This window comes from Thioalkalivibrio sp. HL-Eb18, assembly GCF_000364985.1.
In the GTDB taxonomy this organism is placed as follows: Bacteria; Pseudomonadota; Gammaproteobacteria; order Ectothiorhodospirales; family Ectothiorhodospiraceae; genus Thioalkalivibrio.
In genome coordinates, this window is sequence record NZ_KB822983.1 from 1 (window position 1) to 16,862 (window position 16,862).

15 protein-coding genes and 1 tRNA gene are annotated in these 16,862 nt (G+C 64.1%); 11 read left to right on the top strand and 5 right to left on the bottom strand.

The window, feature by feature from the left end; translation table 11 throughout:
• The 4 genes from F813_RS0113025 to F813_RS0113040 form a co-directional block, all read left to right on the top strand.
• The coding region (locus tag F813_RS0113025; RefSeq protein ID WP_231289560.1) for a restriction endonuclease subunit S at positions 1 to 336 on the top strand (336 nt) is incomplete at its 5' end.
• A gap of 57 nt (positions 337 to 393) precedes the next feature.
• Positions 394 to 2,238: a DUF262 domain-containing protein gene (locus F813_RS0113030; protein WP_017926899.1), complete on the top strand. Its 1,845-nt coding sequence runs from the start codon at positions 394 to 396 to the stop codon at positions 2,236 to 2,238.
• A gap of 24 nt (positions 2,239 to 2,262) precedes the next feature.
• Entirely contained in the window at positions 2,263 to 3,435 is a 1,173-nt protein-coding gene (locus tag F813_RS0113035) for a hypothetical protein (RefSeq protein ID WP_017926900.1), read from the top strand.
• Between the two features lie 40 nt (positions 3,436 to 3,475).
• Complete coding sequence (locus F813_RS0113040) at positions 3,476 to 4,090, top strand: Fic family protein (protein ID WP_026148292.1); 615 nt, start codon at positions 3,476 to 3,478, stop codon at positions 4,088 to 4,090.
• Here the strand turns inward: F813_RS0113040 and F813_RS14465 are convergent.
• Positions 4,068 to 4,232: a hypothetical protein gene (locus tag F813_RS14465; RefSeq protein ID WP_017926902.1), complete on the bottom strand. Its 165-nt coding sequence runs from the start codon at positions 4,230 to 4,232 to the stop codon at positions 4,068 to 4,070. The two genes, F813_RS0113040 and F813_RS14465, sit on opposite strands and share 23 nt — an antisense overlap.
• A 118-nt stretch (positions 4,233 to 4,350) precedes the next feature.
• Between F813_RS14465 and F813_RS0113050 the strand changes: the two genes are divergently transcribed.
• The gene (locus F813_RS0113050) at positions 4,351 to 7,689 is read left to right on the top strand and encodes a type I restriction endonuclease subunit R (RefSeq protein ID WP_017926903.1); all 3,339 of its coding nucleotides are present in this window, start codon (positions 4,351 to 4,353) and stop codon (positions 7,687 to 7,689) included.
• The gene (locus F813_RS0113055; RefSeq protein WP_017926904.1) at positions 7,686 to 8,387 is read left to right on the top strand and encodes a M48 family metallopeptidase; all 702 of its coding nucleotides are present in this window, start codon (positions 7,686 to 7,688) and stop codon (positions 8,385 to 8,387) included. The genes F813_RS0113050 and F813_RS0113055 overlap by 4 nt, the downstream gene beginning before the upstream one ends.
• 173 nt (positions 8,388 to 8,560) lie before the next feature.
• Here F813_RS0113055 and F813_RS0113060 read toward each other — a convergent pair.
• Together F813_RS0113060 and F813_RS0113065 are read right to left on the bottom strand one after the other, a co-directional pair.
• A tRNA-Asn gene (locus tag F813_RS0113060) sits at positions 8,561 to 8,636 on the bottom strand.
• A gap of 55 nt (positions 8,637 to 8,691) precedes the next feature.
• Positions 8,692 to 9,882, bottom strand: coding sequence for a pyridoxal phosphate-dependent aminotransferase (locus tag F813_RS0113065; protein ID WP_017926905.1), 1,191 nt, complete (start codon positions 9,880 to 9,882; stop codon positions 8,692 to 8,694).
• Positions 9,883 to 9,985: 103 nt separating this feature from the next.
• Here F813_RS0113065 and uvrB point away from each other — a divergent pair, with 103 nt between their 5' ends.
• The 5 genes from uvrB (at position 9,986) to F813_RS0113090 (ending at position 15,087) form a co-directional block, all read left to right on the top strand.
• On the top strand, positions 9,986 to 12,019 hold the full coding sequence (gene uvrB, locus F813_RS0113070; protein ID WP_012982641.1) for an excinuclease ABC subunit UvrB: 2,034 nt from the start codon (positions 9,986 to 9,988) through the stop codon (positions 12,017 to 12,019).
• A 78-nt stretch (positions 12,020 to 12,097) separates the two neighbouring features.
• Complete coding sequence (gene nagZ / locus F813_RS0113075; protein WP_017926906.1) at positions 12,098 to 13,105, top strand: beta-N-acetylhexosaminidase; 1,008 nt, start codon at positions 12,098 to 12,100, stop codon at positions 13,103 to 13,105.
• Positions 13,106 to 13,242: 137 nt separating this feature from the next.
• Complete coding sequence (locus F813_RS0113080; RefSeq protein WP_012982643.1) at positions 13,243 to 13,611, top strand: DsrE family protein; 369 nt, start codon at positions 13,243 to 13,245, stop codon at positions 13,609 to 13,611.
• 158 nt (positions 13,612 to 13,769) lie between these two features.
• Positions 13,770 to 14,321, top strand: a complete 552-nt coding sequence (locus F813_RS0113085) for a hypoxanthine-guanine phosphoribosyltransferase (protein WP_012982644.1) — start codon at positions 13,770 to 13,772, stop codon at positions 14,319 to 14,321.
• Positions 14,322 to 14,334: 13 nt separating this feature from the next.
• On the top strand, positions 14,335 to 15,087 hold the full coding sequence (locus F813_RS0113090; RefSeq protein WP_012982645.1) for an S-methyl-5'-thioinosine phosphorylase: 753 nt from the start codon (positions 14,335 to 14,337) through the stop codon (positions 15,085 to 15,087).
• A gap of 140 nt (positions 15,088 to 15,227) precedes the next feature.
• Here F813_RS0113090 and F813_RS0113095 read toward each other — a convergent pair whose 3' ends face one another.
• The gene (locus tag F813_RS0113095) at positions 15,228 to 15,512 is read right to left on the bottom strand and encodes a hypothetical protein (protein WP_012982646.1); all 285 of its coding nucleotides are present in this window, start codon (positions 15,510 to 15,512) and stop codon (positions 15,228 to 15,230) included.
• Between the two features lie 464 nt (positions 15,513 to 15,976).
• Positions 15,977 to 16,675 (bottom strand): LuxR C-terminal-related transcriptional regulator, encoded by a 699-nt coding sequence (locus F813_RS14560; protein ID WP_012982647.1) that lies wholly within the window; start codon positions 16,673 to 16,675, stop codon positions 15,977 to 15,979.
• Positions 16,676 to 16,862 lie beyond the last annotated feature (187 nt).

Sequence of the window (16,862 nt, forward strand, 5' to 3'; positions counted from 1 at the left end):
GCCCAGGCCGGCCGTAATGGCCCCAGTGCCCTTCCAAAAACGCTTCGGCGGGGCACGGAGCCGGATGCAGGCCCATTGATCAGCGTTTCCTTAGGTAATGCCCAGAAAACTGTCACTCTTGGTGAGTTGTCAGGTTACCCGGTCACCCTCCCTAGCATTGATGAGCAAGAAAAAATATCCAACGAGCTATCTAAAGTTGATCTCAAGATAGACACCTTGGAAAGAGCCCTTGTCAAACTCAAGAAGCAAAAGATAGGCCTAATGGACGACCTCCTTACCGGCCGCGTTCGCGTCACCTCGCTGCTCGACAAAGCCCAGGCCACCACCCCGGCATAGACCGGGGCTCTTACAAGAACATCACAACACCAGGACCACATCGCACAGGGAACCGCCATGACCACCTTCGACAGCACCAAGCGCTCGCTGCCCGAACTCCTCAAGGACATCACTACCGGCAAGATCCAGCTCCCGGACTTCCAGCGCGGCTGGGTATGGGACGACGACCACGTGCAGAGTCTGCTGGTCAGCATTGCGCGCTCGTTCCCGGTGGGGGCGGTGATGCTGATGGAAACCGGGGGCGAGGTGCAGTTCCAGACGCGCCCGGTGGAAGGGATTGATCCGAACGGTGCGGCCGGTGAGCCCGACCAGTTGATCCTGGACGGTCAGCAACGGTTGACCAGCCTGACCCAGGCGGTGGGGCTGGAGACGCCGGTGGATACCCGGACCTCCAAGGGCAAGCCGATCAAGCGCCACTACTACTTCGACGTGCGCATGGCGCTGGAAGGGGAAGACCGCCTGGAAGAGGCGGTGTTCGCGGTGGACGAGAACCGCCAGACGCGCACGAACTTCGGCCGCGACGTGGAAATCGATTTGTCTACCCGTCAGCTGGAGTGCGAGCGGCTGTGCTTCCCCTGCGACCGGATCCTCGACGCCTCCGAATGGCTGCAGGACCTGTTCCGCTACAACCAGGAGGCCATGGGCGAGTTCCTGGAGTTCCAGAAGCAGATCATCAGTGCCTTTTCCTCCTATCAGTTGCCGGTGATCGAGCTGAAGAAGGAGACCTCCAAGGAGGCGGTCTGCCTGGTGTTCGAGAAGGTCAACACCGGCGGGGTTCAGCTTTCAGTGTTCGAGCTGATCACCGCCAGCTACGCCGCCGAGGGCTACAACCTGCGCGACGACTGGTACGGCTCCGATATCCGCAATGTCCCCTCCCGGCAGGCTCGGCTCGCGCAGCATGAACTGCTGGCCGATGTGGAGAACACGGACCTGCTGCAGGCGATCACGTTACTGCACACGCGCGAGCGCAAGCAGGAGGACATCGCCGCCGGAAAGCAGGGCAAGCAGGTGCGGCCGGTGAGCGCGAAGCGCGCCTCGGTGCTGGACCTGCCGCTGGAGGCCTACAAGCGCTGGGCCGACGCGGTGGAGCAGGGCTTCGTCGAGGCGGCCTACTTCCTCAAGGGCGAGTGCTTCTACAGCCGCCGGGAACTGCCCTACGCCACCCAGCTGGTGCCGCTTGCCGCCGTGATGACCCTGCTGGGCAACCGCTGGCGCGAGCCGCGCATCCACAACAAGCTCTCCCGCTGGTTCTGGAGCGGCGTGCTGGGCGAACTCTACGGCGGCGCCGTGGAGACCCGCATCGCCCTGGACCTGGAGGAGCTGATGTACTGGTTCGAGGACGACGACGCGCTGCCACGCACCGTGGTGGACGCCTCGTTCGACCCGGCACGCCTCGATACCCTGCGCACCCGCCTGAGTGCGGCGTACAAGGGCATCAACGTGCTGATCCTGCGTGAAGGTGCCCGGGACTTCTTCTGGAAGGGGGATATCCAGGCGCTGGACCAGCAGGGCGTCGAACTGGACATCCACCACATCTTCCCCCGGGCCTGGTGCGATGGCCGGGAAATCCCGCCCCGGGTGTACGACTCGATCGTCAACAAGACGCCGATCTCGTTCAAGGCGAACCGGATGATCGGCGGCGATGCGCCCTCGGAGTATCTGCAACGCCTGCAGAACCACGAGCAGGTCCAGCTCGGCGACGCGGATATGGATGCCATCCTTGAGGGCCACCGCATCCCGGTCGAAGCCCTGCGCGCGAACGACTTCGATGCCTTCTACCAGCAGCGCAAGCGCCGCCTGCTGGAAATCATCGAAAAGGCGATAGGCAAGAAGGTATTCATGGGCACTGATGAAGGCATCGACACGTACGAAGATGCCATTGCACCGGAAGAGTTCTCTTAACGGGCAGAAACCGGAGCGCTGCCAATGCCGACCTACGGAAACATCCTGCTGCGTCAGGACGGGAGCGTTGCTTTCATGACCGCTCGCCGTTCCGCGTTGGGGTTCACTGATGGCCGGGACGAAGCCTGGCTGCGCGATGTTCTGGTCGGCAATCCGGAACTGCTGCCTATCGAGGAGATCGACCCCTCATTCGCACCTCTGATCCCGCTTTGTACCGAGCTGCAAACCGAGGCGGGCCCGGTGGATGCGGTGTTCATCAGCCCCTCCGGCCGGCTGACGCTGGTGGAGTGCAAGCTGTGGCGCAACCCCGAGGCCCGGCGCAAGGTGATCGCCCAGATCCTGGACTATGCGCGGGCCGTCTCCGGTTGGAGTTACGCCGATCTGCAGCGCCGGGTGGCGGCCGCCACCGGTCGTAAGGGGAATGCACCGTTCGAGACCGCCCGTGAGGTGCAGCCCGATCTGGACGAGGCGGCCTTCGTCGACGCTACAGCCAAAGCGTTGCGGGAGGGGCGCTTTCTGCTTCTGATTGCCGGTGACGGCATCCGCGAAGGCCTCAGCGGCATGGCGGAGCTGATCACCCGCAACGCGGCGCTTGGCTTCAGCTTCGGTCTGGTGGAAGTGGCCCTCTACGAATTCGGCGAGCAGGGCCTGGTGGTGCAGCCTCGAGTCGTGGCGCGGACGGAGACCATCGAACGCACCTTCCTGCGCGTGGGAGATGAGGGAGAGCGCCTTCAGGAAGTGACGGATGATACGGAAGAGGAGGGGGAGCCGGTATCACGCGCCGAAGAACGCGCCTGGTGGGAGCCGCTGACCCGGATCAGTTTTGATGATCCCGAGCAGGAGCCGCCCGTCTACCGTCCGCGAAATCATGTTCGCGTGCAGATGCCGTACTCGGGGGTCTGGATCACGGCCTTCAAGTTGATGTCCGACGGGGTGTGTGGGGTCTTCCTTGCGGGCAGAAAGACCGATCTCCACCAGGCGCTCGACCGGCTGAACGAGGAGCGCGAGGCGATCCTGGCCGAGCTGCCTGGGGTGTCGCATTCTCGATACTCGTACGACCCTGAGCGGCCCGGATTTTCCATCTACGCCGACCTGAACGATTTCGAGACCGACGAGGCCTGCCGGGAGTGGTTGTCCCAGCAGCTCAATCGCTACGTGAACGCCTTTCGGCCCCGACTGAAGGCGATGGCCCGGTGAGACGCACGGTACGCGTGAACCTTATGGAAGCCGAGCGGACATGAGCCGGTATCGAGCGACCGGGCCGGAGGGGAGTGCCGAGCCAGGCTCTGACGGTCGGGTGTTGGCGAACAAGATGGGTATTACCGATCAGCGCGAGCTGGACGAGGCGGAGACCCAGCTGTTGCGAATGCTGTACGAGGAGGTATTTGCGAACCTGGAGCCAGACCAGCCGCTGGATGTGCCCCTGATCAAGCATTGGCACCGCCGCTGGTTGGGCAACCTCTATGACTGGGCCGGTCAAGAGCGGCAGGTCAACCTGCAGAAGGACGGCTTCATGTTCGCCGCGGCTTCACAAGTCCCGTACCTGCTGAAGGAGCTGGACGAGAAGTGGCTGAAGACGCGGACCCCATGCTGTGACATGGCGCGTGACGAAGCGATCCTCGCGATCGCGGAGATCCATGTGGAGTTGATCCTGATTCACCCGTTCCGGGAGGGGAACGGGCGGATCGCACGCCTTCTCGCTGATGCGATGGCGTATCAGGCGGGTATCGGGCCGATGGACTACAGCGACTGGGATACGAACAAGGCTGAGTACATCGCGGCGATTCACGCCGGGTTGGACGGCGATTACCAGCCGATGGTCGAGCGGGTCAGCCGAGCCGCAGGGATTTGAGGCGGGGGTTGGGTTTGCGCAGCCGGGCCTCGATGACCTTGCTGGATTCGCCGGTTTCGACCGCCGTGGAGGTCGCCACCGCCCGGATGATGGCCTCGCGGCTCACCGGTTTGCGGGACGTTTTCTTGGTGGGTGCTTTCATGGCGAACTCCTCGCAGTGCAGTTCTGATTATACGCTTTGGGCCAACTCGTTGCCCATGGTACGGAGGACGAAGTTGGCACAGTTGCTATGCTGATCCCACAGACCACTGGAGCGCGGTATGGCCGGGCCGGAATACACGGACGTTGAGAAGCCGCTGATCGATCAGCTGGTCGGGTTGGGGTGGACGCACCTGGCTGGATCGGTCGAGGATCCGGGCGTGTCCCACCGCGAGAGCTTCGCGCAGGTGGTGATGGAGCCGGTGCTGCGCGAGCGGGTGCGGGCGATCAACCTGCGTGCGGGTGAGCCCTGGCTGGATGAGAAGCGCCTGGATCAGGCGGTGTCGGCGGTTACGCGCATCCCGGCCAGCAAGGTGATGGAGGCGAACCGGCAGGCGACCGAGTTGCTGCTGGGCGGCCTGACCGTGGAGGGCCTGCCGGACTGGGACGGTGGCCGGGGGCAGACCATTCGGCTGATCGACTGGGACGAACCGGCGAACAACCACTTTCTGGTGGTGAACCAGTTCAAGGTGAAGTGCCCGCCCGGGTTCGATGTCGGCAAGGGCCACATCATCCCGGACCTGGTGCTGTTCGTGAACGGCATTCCGCTGGTGGTGGTGGAGTGCAAGAGCCGCACGGTGCCGGAGGGGATCAGCCAGGCGGTGGACCAGCTGCGGCGGTATCACGACCAGCGCTTCCAGGATTTCGAGGTCGAGGAGCACGAGGGCGCGCCGGCGCTGTTCGCGACCAGTCAATTGCTGGTCGCCAGCAACTTCGACGAGGCGCGCGCGGGCACCGTGGGGGCGGCGTTTGCCCACTACCTGAGCTGGAAGACGGTGGTGCCGCGGCGCGAGTCGGAGGTGGCCGAGGCGCTGGGCGTGGCGGAGCTCTCCGCCCAGCAGCGCCTGGCGGCGGGGATGCTGGCGCCGGATACGCTGTTGGATATCGTGCGCCACTACACGCTGTTCATGAACGCGGGCGGGCAGACCATCAAGCTGGCCTGTCGCTATCAGCAGTACCGCGGGGTGACCCGCGCGATCGAACGGTTGAAGACCGGGGCGACCCGCCGCGAAGACGGCGAGGTGGACCGGCGCGGCGGGATCATCTGGCACACGCAGGGCAGCGGGAAGAGCCTGTCGATGGTGTTTCTGGTGCGCAAGCTGCGCACGGACCCGGAGCTGCGCCGCTTCAAGGTGGTGGTGATCACCGACCGCAAGGACCTCCAGGCCCAGCTCTCGGAGACGGCCGCGCTGACCGGGGAGACGGTGGCGACCGCAGTGAATACCGGGCGCCTGAAACAGCTGCTGGCCCGGAAGGGGCCGGGGCTGGTGTTCGGCACCATCCAGAAGTATCGCGACCCCGACACCGAGGGGGAGGGCGCCGCCGGCGAGGCGCCGGGGGACGCGGCGCAGGACGATCTGCGCGAGGTGGCGGAATCGCCCGGCGAGTACGCGACCCGGGCGGCCCCGAAGCGTACCGAACCCTTCGAGGTGCTGAACACCAGCGAGGACATCCTGGTGCTGGTGGACGAGGCGCACCGGACCCAGGCCGGCGACCTGCACGCCAACATGATGCGCGCGCTGCCCAACGCGGCCCGCATCGGCTTCACCGGCACGCCCATCATCATGGGCGAGAAGAAGCGCACGCACGACATCTTCGGCGACTACATCGACCGCTACACCATCAAGGAAGCGGAGCAGGACGGCGCCACCGTGCCGATCCTGTACGAGGGGCGCACGGTGAAGGGCGCGATCAAGGACGGGGCCAGCCTGGACGGCCTGTTCGAGGACCTGTTCCGCAGCTACAGCAAGGAGGAGCTGGAGGCGATCAAGAAGAAATACGCCACCAAGGGGCAGATCTTCGAGGCGCCACAGCTCATCCGCGAGAAGGCCGCGGACATGCTGCGCCACTACGTGACCCATATCCTGCCGAATGGCTACAAGGCCCAGCTGGTCGCCTACAGCCGGCGGGCGGCCGTGCGCTATTTCGACGCCCTGAACGAGGCCCGGGACGAGCTGCTGCAGGAGGCGATGGCGCTGTCGGTGGAGGACAAGCAGCTCGACGATGCGCAGCTGGTGGCCCGGCCGGAACGCGTGAAGGCGGCGATCCAGGCCTGGCGCTATCGCGACCTGCTCCGGCGGCTGGAGTTTGCCGTGGTGATCAGCGGCGGCAACAACGACGATGCGGCGTGGGCGCGCTGGACCGACCGCGGCGCGGTGGAGAACCACATCCAGCGCTTCAAGAAGCCGCTGACGCACGACGACCCCGAGAAGGCCGATCCGCTGGCCTTCCTGATCGTCAAATCCATGCTGCTCACCGGCTTCGATGCGCCCATCGAGGGGGTGATGTACCTGGATCGTTCGATCCGCGAGGCGGAGCTGCTGCAGGCGATTGCCCGCGTGAACCGCACCGGCCACCGCAAGACCCACGGCATCGTGGTGGATTACTTCGGCGTGGCCAATCACCTCAAGGAGGCCCTGGCGGCCTACAGCGAGGAGGACATCGAGGGCGCCCTGCAAAGCCTGAAGGACGAGATCCCCCTGCTGCGTGATCGTCATCTGCGCGCGGTGGACGTGCTGCGCCAGCAGGGCGTGGAGCGGCTTGAGGACGTGGAAGAGGCCGTGCAGGCCCTGACGGATGAACGGGTGCGGGCCGAGTTCACGGTGAAACTCAAGGAGTTCAGCCAGAGCCTGGATGACGTGCTGCCACGCCCGGAAGGACTGGAGTTCGTCAACGATGCGAAGCAGCTGGCCTATATCCACGCGCTGGCCCGCAACCGCTACAAGGATGTGCCGTCGCTGGGGCAGGACGTGGGCAACAAGGTGCGCAAGCTGATCGACGATTACGTGATCTCGCTCGGCATGGACCCGCGCATTCCGCCGGTTCAGCTCACGGATGCCGAGTTCGACAAGCACGTGAACCGTCAGGTGGGCGATCGCGCCAAGGCCTCCGAGATGGAGCACGCGGTCCGCTCCCATATCCGAAAGCACCTGGACGAAGACCCGGTGAAGTACGGGCGGCTGAGCGAGCGGCTGGAGGAACTGCTGCAGCAGCTGGATGGCCAGTGGGCGGAGCAGGTCGATGCACTGGAGGGGCTGATCCGGCAGCTGCGGGAGGATGAGCCCGTGGACGGCGAGGCGCTGCCCGACCTGCCGGCCCACGCCGTCCCGTTCTGGCGTGAACTGGTGCAGAGCACCGGTGCGGACGGCGCTCCGGCCGGGGAGGCCGAAGCGGGCCGGCTGATCGACGTCACCGAGGAGCTGCTCGGGGTGATCCAGGACGAGATCGACGTGCCCGATTTCTGGAAACCGTCCCACATCCCGGACCAGGAGCGGCTGAAGGGCCAGCTGTTCCAGCAGCTGGTGCAGCGGGACGTGGTGCCGGTGGACGAAGTCGAGCCGCTGGTCGAACGCCTGTTCGATCTGGCGCGGGCCAACCACGACCGCCTGGTCAACGCATGACAGAGCTGCGGGTAGAAGACCTGACCTTCCGGGTGCGGGAGAGCCGGCACCGCAAGACACTGGAGATCACCGTGGACCGGGATGGCGGGCTGCTCATCGCGGCCCCTGCGGGGACCGACCCGGAGCAGATGCGAACCTTCGTGGTCGAGAAACGCGGGTGGATCTACCGGAAACTGGCGGAAAAGGCCCAGCGCCACCGGTCACTGCCAAGGAAAGAATACGTGGATGGCGAGGGCTTCCTGTACCTCGGGCGCAGCCACCGCCTGAAGACGGTCCCGGCGGCCACGCAGGCCGTTCCCCTGAAGCTCGAGGCCGGCCGTTTCCGGATCCGCGAGGATGCCCTGAGCGACGCCCGGGGGCAATTCATCCAGTGGTACACCGCGCGCGCGAACGACTGGCTGGGCCGTCAGGTGGATGCCCACGCTCGGCGCCTCGGTCTGTCGCCCGCAGGCGTCAAGGTGCAGGATCTCGGTTTCCGCTGGGGCTCCTGTGGCCGGGGCGACTGGCTCTACTTCCACTGGAAGACGATCCTGCTGCCCCGCACCATCGCCGAGTACGTTGCGGTGCATGAGCTGATCCACCTGCACGAGCCCCACCACACGCCCGAGTTCTGGCGCCGCCTCGAACGCGCCATGCCCGACTACGACCAGCGCAAGCGCTGGCTCGCCGAACACGGCATCGAGGTGGAGGGCGTCTGAGGCATCCGGGCATCTCTGGTGACGCTCAAATCCCATCCGGGGAAGTCGCCAATGGCTGTACTCCGAGGCGATACCGAGCATGTAGCGAGGACATGCGGCGCCAGGTGGTACAAATCCGGGTACAAAAAACGAAAAAGGCCAACCCGAAGGCTGGCCTAAGTCGTTGTGTTGTCTGGCTCCCCGGGACGGGCTCGAACCGCCGACCTAGTGATTAACAGTCACCCGCTCTACCGACTGAGCTACCGGGGAATTGGCCGCAGATCGTAATGGGGGGCGGCCACCCCGTCAAGCTTCAATTGTTGCTTCAGCAGTGAGTCGCGGCGAATTCCCTGAGCCGATCCAGTGCCTTGTCGAGCATGTCGACGCTGGTGGCAAACGACACGCGCACATGACCCGGGGCGCCGAATGCGCTGCCGGGCACCAGGGCGACTCCGACTTCGTCCAGCAATTGCTTGGTGAGGGCGACATCGGTGTCGATATCGGCCGCCTGCATCAGGCCGGTGACCCGTGGAAAGCAGTAGAACGTGCCGTCGGGCATCAGACAGTCGATGCCGTCGATCGCGTTCAGGCCGTCGACCACGTGCCGCGCCCGTTCGGCGAACGCGGAACACATGGCAATTACGCAACCCTGATCGCCATCCAGCGCGGCCTGAGCACCGGCCTGAGCGATCGAGGTGGGGTTGGAAGTGCTCTGCGACTGGATCTTTTTCATCGCCGCAATCAGATTCTTTGGTCCGCCGGCATAGCCGATACGCCAGCCGGTCATCGCGTAGGCCTTGGACACGCCATTGAGCACGACCGTGCGCTCGAGCAGATCCGGTGCGACATTCACGATGTTCACAAACGGTGCGGAGCCGAACCGGATGTGTTCGTACATGTCGTCGGTGGCGATCACCACCCGGGGGTGTTCGCGCAGCACTTCGGCCAGGGCGTTCAGCTCGTCGGCCGAGTAGGCGGCTCCAGTGGGGTTGGACGGGCTGTTGATAAACATCAGGCGGGTATTCGGCGTGATTGCTGCCGCGAGTTGCTCGGCTGTGATCCGGAATCCCGCCTCCTGGGTGGCGCTGACTACTACGGGCCGCGCACCGGCCAGAAGTGCGATGTCGGGGTAGGAGACCCAGTAGGGCGCGGGGATCACCACCTCGTCACCGGGGTTCAGCAGGGCCTGGCAGAGGTTGAAGATGCTCTGCTTGCCGCCAGAGGAGACCAGAATCTGGTCACGCTCGAACGAAAGCCCGTTGTCGCGATCAAACTTGCGGATGATGGCGTCTTTCAGGCCCTGGGTACCATCCACCGGAGTGTACTTGGTTTCCCCGCGGGCAAGGGCGTCGATCGCCGCCTGCTTGATATGCTCCGGGGTATCGAAGTCCGGCTCGCCGGCCCCCAGCCCGACAATATCGCGACCCTCGGCCCGCAACTGCGCGGCGAGCGCGCTGACGGCCAGGGTAGGGGAGGGCTGGATGCGCTGAACGCGATCGGAAAGCTCGATATCCAAGGCGGGCCTCATGCGGGTTGATTTGGATGAACGGCCAGGCGCGAATGCGCAACCGGACGCGGGCTCGCGAAATAATACTGAAATCAGGCGCGGAGGATAAGGCGTGCAGCCAGATGAAGGCGAACAATTCAAGGTGGTATCGCAGTATCAGCCCGCCGGCGATCAGCCGGCGGCGATCCGCGCGCTGACCGATGGCATCGAGGCCGGGCTGGCCCACCAGGTCCTGCTCGGTGTGACGGGGTCGGGCAAGACCTTCACGATCGCCAACGTCGTCGAGAATCTGCAGCGTCCGACCATCATCCTGGCACCGAACAAGACCCTGGCCGCGCAGCTGTATGGCGAGTTCAAGGAGTTCTTCCCGAACAACGCGGTGGAGTACTTCGTCTCGTACTACGACTACTACCAGCCGGAGGCCTACGTCCCGTCCTCGGACACCTACATCGAGAAGGATGCCTCGATCAACGACCACATCGAACAGATGCGCCTGTCCGCGACGCGTGCCCTGCTGGAACGCCGGGATGCCATCATCGTGGCTTCGGTGTCGGCCATCTACGGCCTCGGTGACCCGCGCAAATACCTGTCCATGGTCCTGCACCTCCAGCGCGGCGACCGCATCGACCAGCGGGACCTGCTGCGCCGTCTGGCGGAACTGCAGTACACCCGTAACGACACCGAGCTGCGGCGCGCCACCTACCGCGTACGCGGGGAGGTGATCGACATTCACCCCGCGGAATCCGAGATCGAGGCCGTGCGCATCGAGTTGTTCGACGACGAGATCGAGCGACTATCGTACTTCGACCCGCTGACCGGTGAGCAGCTGCGTACCGTCCCGCGCCTGACCATCTACCCGAAGACGCACTACGTGACCCCGCGCGAGACGTTGCTGGGCGCGGTGGATCAGATTCGCGACGAGCTCAAGGAGCGTCTGGATTTCCTGCGCAAGGAGGATCGCCTGGTCGAGGCGCAGCGCCTGGAGCAGCGCACCCTGTTCGATCTGGAGATGATCCTGGAGATCGGCTACTGCAACGGTATCGAAAACTACTCGCGCTATCTCTCCGGCCGGGCCCCGGGCGAGCCGCCGCCCACCTTCTTCGACTACCTGCCGAAGGACGCGCTGCTGGTGGTTGATGAGTCGCATGTGTCGGTGCCCCAGGTGGGCGGGATGTACAAGGGCGACCGCTCGCGCAAGGAGACGCTGGTGGAATACGGCTTCCGTCTGCCCTCGGCGCTGGACAACCGCCCCCTGCGCTTCGAGGAGTTCGAGGCCCTGCAGCCGCAGACCATCTACGTCTCGGCCACACCGGGGCCGTACGAGCGCGAGCATGCCGGGGCCATCGTCGATCAGGTCGTCCGGCCCACCGGGCTTCTGGACCCGATTCTCGAGGTGCGCCCGGCGGGCAGCCAGGTCGACGACTGTCTGTCCGAGGTGCGCGACCGGGTGGAGCGCGACGAGCGTGTATTGATCACGACGCTGACCAAGCGCATGGCCGAGGACCTGACCGACTATCTCTCGGAACACGGCGTGCGGGTGCGCTATCTGCATTCGGATATCGACACCGTCGAGCGTATGGAGATCATCCGCGACCTGCGCCTCGGGGAGTTTGACGTGCTGGTGGGGATCAACTTGCTGCGCGAGGGCCTGGACATGCCCGAGGTCTCGCTGGTGGCGATCTTTGACGCCGACAAGGAGGGCTTCCTGCGCTCCGATCGCTCGCTGATTCAGACCATCGGGCGGGCGGCACGCAACGTGAACGGCAAGGCCATCCTGTACGCCGACAAGGTCACCGGATCGATGCAAAGGGCGATCGACGAGACCGAGCGCCGGCGGGAGAAGCAGATCGCCCATAACGAGGCGCACGGCATCACCCCGCAGGGCATTCGCAAGAATGTCGCCGACATCCTCGAGGCCCGTAATGCCACGCCGGGCTCCGGTCGCCGGCGTGGCCAGAAAAAGGTGGCCGAAGAGGCGCCGGATTACATCGACGCCCCGGAGCAGGCCGCCAAGGAGATCGAAAAGCTGGAACAGGAGATGTTCCAGAAGGCTCGCGACCTGGAGTTCGAGGAGGCCGCGCGGATCCGTGACCGCATCGAGAAGCTCAAAGCACTCGCGTTCCGCCCGGAAGCCTCGCTATCCTAAAAAGATTGCTCGGGTCACGAGCGCCAGTTGAGTACAGGTTCAATGGCTTCTCCCGTATCCCTGCCCCTGGGGCCGGTCATGCTCGATGTGAACGGTCTGGAACTCACCCCGGAAGACCGTGAACGCCTGCGCCACCCGGCGACAGGCGGCGTCATCCTCTTTGCCCGCAACGCTGGTACGCCGGAGCAGGTGAGGGCGCTCACCGATGCGATACGCGCGGAGCGACCCGGCATCCTGATCGCCGTGGATCAGGAGGGCGGACGCGTGCAACGGCTGCGGGACGGCTTCACCGCGCTACCGCCCATGCGCGAGCTGGGGCATGTCGATGATTACGATCGCAACAAGGCCTGCGAACTCGCCAATGCGACCGGGGAATTGCTGGCGCTGGAGCTGCGCGAGGCGGGCATCGATTTCAGCTTCACCCCGGTACTGGACCGGGACATCGGTGTCAGCGAGGTGATTGGGGATCGTGCGTTCCACCATGATCCCGATGTCATCGCACGCCTGGCCGGCGACCTGATTCGCGGGCTCGCGGCCGGCGGCATGGCCAGTGTGGGCAAGCATTTCCCCGGACACGGGGCCGTCCAGGCGGATTCCCATATCGCACTCCCGGTGGATGACCGCCCGCTGGCCGAGATCGAGGCCGACGATATCGCGGCCTTTCGCCCGGTGCTGGGCGATCTCGATGCCGTGATGCCCGCCCATGTGCTGTACCCACAGGTGGATGACCAGCCCGCCGGATTCTCGCGGATCTGGCTACAGGACATCCTGCGCCGCGAACTGCGGTTCCGCGGGGCAATTCTCAGCGATGATCTGGCTATGGCCGGTGCCGAGGCCATCGGCAGCCCGGCCGAGCGGGCCGCGGCGGCGCGGGCGGCAGGCTGCGACATGGTGCTGATCTGCAACCAGCCCGAGCAGGCAGACGCCATCCTCGAGGCGCAGCAGGCACAGCCGCTCGACGCCCACGCTTTACGAAGGGTCGAGGCGTTGCGAGCACAATCCATCGCGCATGATCCCAGGCGGATTCATGCCCTTCGCGCTCAGCTGCATCACTGGCTTGCGGCCCGGCAGGCAGCGACCGCCTGAAGACCCGCCCCCCGAGCGGAGGAGTTACTCCCGCGGGCACATTGGCGCACAGGCGCTGGCACGCCTATAATGCGCCACCGGTTTGCGCTTGAGCAGCTGTTAATATTCACACTCACCACTGAAGTTGGAGATCAAAAATGGCCGACAAGCTCCTGATCGTCATGGTTAACACCGATCCGAGCAACCCGTCTGAGCTGGGTGCCCCGTTCTTCCAGGCCACCGTGGCCGCCGCGATGGAATATGACGTTGAAGTCGTCATGACCGGTCGTGCCGGCGAGCTGGCCAAGAAGGGCGTTGCCGAAAACCTGTTTGTCCAGGAAGGCTCCAGCAAGAGCGTCTACGACTTCATGAAGGACGCCCACGAAGCCGGCGTGGTGATGAAGGTCTGCACCCCGACTCTGGATCTGTGGGGCAACGACCTGATCCCGGAAATCGAAGAAACCGTGGGCGGCGCCTACGTGATTTCCGAAGCCATGGACGACGACACCGTGACCTTTACCTACTAAGGGTCTACCCGTCCGTCGCTTTGCCATCCGGCCGGCCATTGCGCCGGCCGGTTGCGTTTATGGACCCTGTAAAGCCCGCGCATACCGGACCCAGGCCTTGCCGTCTGTCAGACGCTCGGCCAACATCCTTCCTCCAAACCACCACCGCAGGACCCTTGATGAGCCCGGAACAGGCCCGCGCAACGCTCCGAGATGCCGATTGCCTATACAGCCGCGATGCAGTCGAGACCGCGATCGACCGCCTGGCGGAACGCACGGCACAGGTGCTCAAGGACCGCAACCCCCTGGTCCTGGGCGTGATGAATGGCGGGGTCGTCCTGATGGGCGGGCTGCTGACCCGCTGGTCGTTTCCAATGCAGGTCGATTATCTGCATGCCACGCGCTATCGCGGCGGCACGCGGGGCGGGGAGCAGCTGCACTGGCTCGCGCGCCCCCAGACACCGATCAAGGGCCGTACCGTCGTGATCGTGGATGACATCCTCGATGGTGGCATTACCCTGGAAGGCATCCAGGCTTTCTGCGAAGAGCAGGGCGCCGAGAAGGTCTATTCCGTTGTACTGGTGGACAAGGCCAATCCCGAACGCGATCCGGCCATTACCGTCGATTTCGCGGCCCTGGAGGTACCGAATCGGTACGTGTTTGGCTACGGGATGGATTACCAGGACTACCTCCGCAACGCACCCGGCATTTTTGCCGTCGCGAACCACTAGGGATACCCGCGATATGTCGACACCCCGTCTTGCCGTGATCGGCGGCACCGGCCTGACCCAGCTGAAGTCGCTGGAGATTACCCGCAGACAGGTCATGCATACCCCGTATGGCGAACCGTCGGGACCATTGGTCTTCGGTCGGCTGAATGACACGGAGATCGTCTTCCTCCCGCGGCACGGGGCCCGTCACACCATCCCGCCGCACCAGGTGAACTACCGGGCCAACATCTGGGCCTTGAAGCATGCCGGAGTCGATAACGTGATTGCGGTCGCGGCCGTGGGCGGCATTACCGAAGCCATGAAGCCGGGCATGATCGCGATTCCCGATCAGATCATCGATTACACCTGGTCACGCGCTAATACCTTTTTCGAAGGCGGCGACCTCGAAGAGGTCACCCATATCGACATGACCTGGCCCTACAACCAGGGCGTGCGGGAGACCCTGCTGAACGCGATTGATGACCTGTGCATCGAAGCGGCAGACCGAGGGACATATGGGGCTACCCAGGGCCCGCGGCTGGAGACGGCCGCCGAGATCGACCGCATGGCGCGAGACGGCTGCGACCTGGTGGGAATGACCGGCATGCCGGAGACGGCGCTGGCGCGCGAGCTGGAGCTGAATTACGCCTGCTGCGCCGTGATCGCCAACTGGGCGGCCGGTCGTGCCGAGGGCGAGATCACCATGGACGAGATCGGTCGAAACCTGGATCAAGGGATGGCACGGGTCAAGGATGTGCTCACGCACGTGATCGAGACGTTGTCCTGAACCGCAGGGACGAGGCTGACGAGCGCCGTTTCCGGCGAGGGGGCACGTCGACTAGAACAAGCGGCGGTGCCTCACGGATCCAGGACTTAACATAATATGTATTATGCGTCGTTATGGGTGGCGTTGGTCAAGTGCCCCTGTCACCGGATCCTCAGGTTCATGGTGCTGTTCAGACCATGGCAACGGGAACGCGTGACATGGCCGTTTTTCGTCAGGACCAGATCCAGATACCCCGGCCCGCTGAGTTGTACAACCCTGCAATCCACGCCGATCCCCTCAAATTCCACTTCCAGTGGCACGACGCCTTCGAATTCCACTTCCTCGACGTCGTGGGTTCGGGTGACCGTGCAGGTAATGGAATACGCGGTACCCTCGGGCCCGGAGGCTTGCAGGCCGATACGCGATTCGTTGGGCGATGTCGACATCGCGTGAACACCTCTCCAGGCCAAGGGCAATCCGTCAGGGATCGCCAGGAACATGACGGACCAGGATGCCTGGCCGATCGCGGGTGTCGGGGTCGAGGTAAATTCCGGCATCGCCTGGCAGGCGCTCGCGGGCCCCCTCGGCGGGTGCAGGCACGACGGCGGCCTCCGACCGTTAATCCAACTGCAGTATGGCGGTCGGATTGACGGCAGGCATCAGAATAACGGGTGGTTTTTCGGGAGAGCTTTGTCGGTCGTTATCACGCGAGAAGTATGAGCCATGTGATTGCGAATCGATCGAGGATCGCCGGCTCGGTCAGCCGCTCGTCCTACGCTCCAGATTTGATCGATGGCGCAGGTACATCCGCTCCAGGCATTGCGCCCGCCTCGCCTGGTGAGGACGGTTTGGCAAATACAGCCGCCCTCACCCCATCCCTCCGGCCCGGGGTGCCGGGGGCCAGCGCAGGTTAGACGGCGCGTGCCTCCGTGCGACGACGACGCCACATAACCTGGGGTGGCGGAGCCCCCAGATGATCCTTGGCCCAATTGATCGCCTGCGTGCGGTTCTTGACCTCGATCTTGCGGAAAATGTTGTACAGGTGGGATTTGACCGTGTGCTCACTGATAAACAGCTGCTTCGCGATATTCATGTTCGTTTCGCCTGAACCCAGCATGGCGAGGATTTCCAGTTCGCGCTGGGTCAACCCACAGGCGGGCCGATAGGTGTTGGTCCGTTGCTGACGATACAGCCGCACCAGCCGTGTCATCAGGTGACGGGACATCCAGAAGTCGCCGTTCAGCAGGCACAGGATCCCCTTGCACAAAAGGTCCAGCTGATCCGTCTTGTAAAAAATGCCCTGCAGGTAAAGCACATCCAGGAGTCGGAGTGCCTCGTCTTCGTTCGGAATATTGAATCCGGCGAAGACCGTTTTTGCCCCGTCCGCGACGGCCTGCTGCACATGCCCAATATCGCGCTCGTCCAGGGCGCTGGCGTCAAACAGTGCAAGACTGTAATCCCTGAGCGTCTGGGCGACCTTTGGGGACCCGGGCTCCAGCCCTGTTACCGAGCATTTGGTTTTCTCGGAAACGTACTCGATAAACAGCGCCGACTGGGGGGATGCCGAGGTTACAATCAGTACTTGTGAATCATCGTTTAAATCGCTCATGCCGTCACCTTCTCTCCATATTTGAAGCATTGATATTGGAAAGACGAGGCGGGTCCGAGTCAACCGATTAGATTTGTCAGACTTGCCTCTGGAGCCCTTCCGATGGGCCTAAGGAAACACTGATTTATTCCGCCGTGGGTCCCGCCCACCTGGCGGGTTTGGGATAATGGCGCCAGGTTTCCTGCCC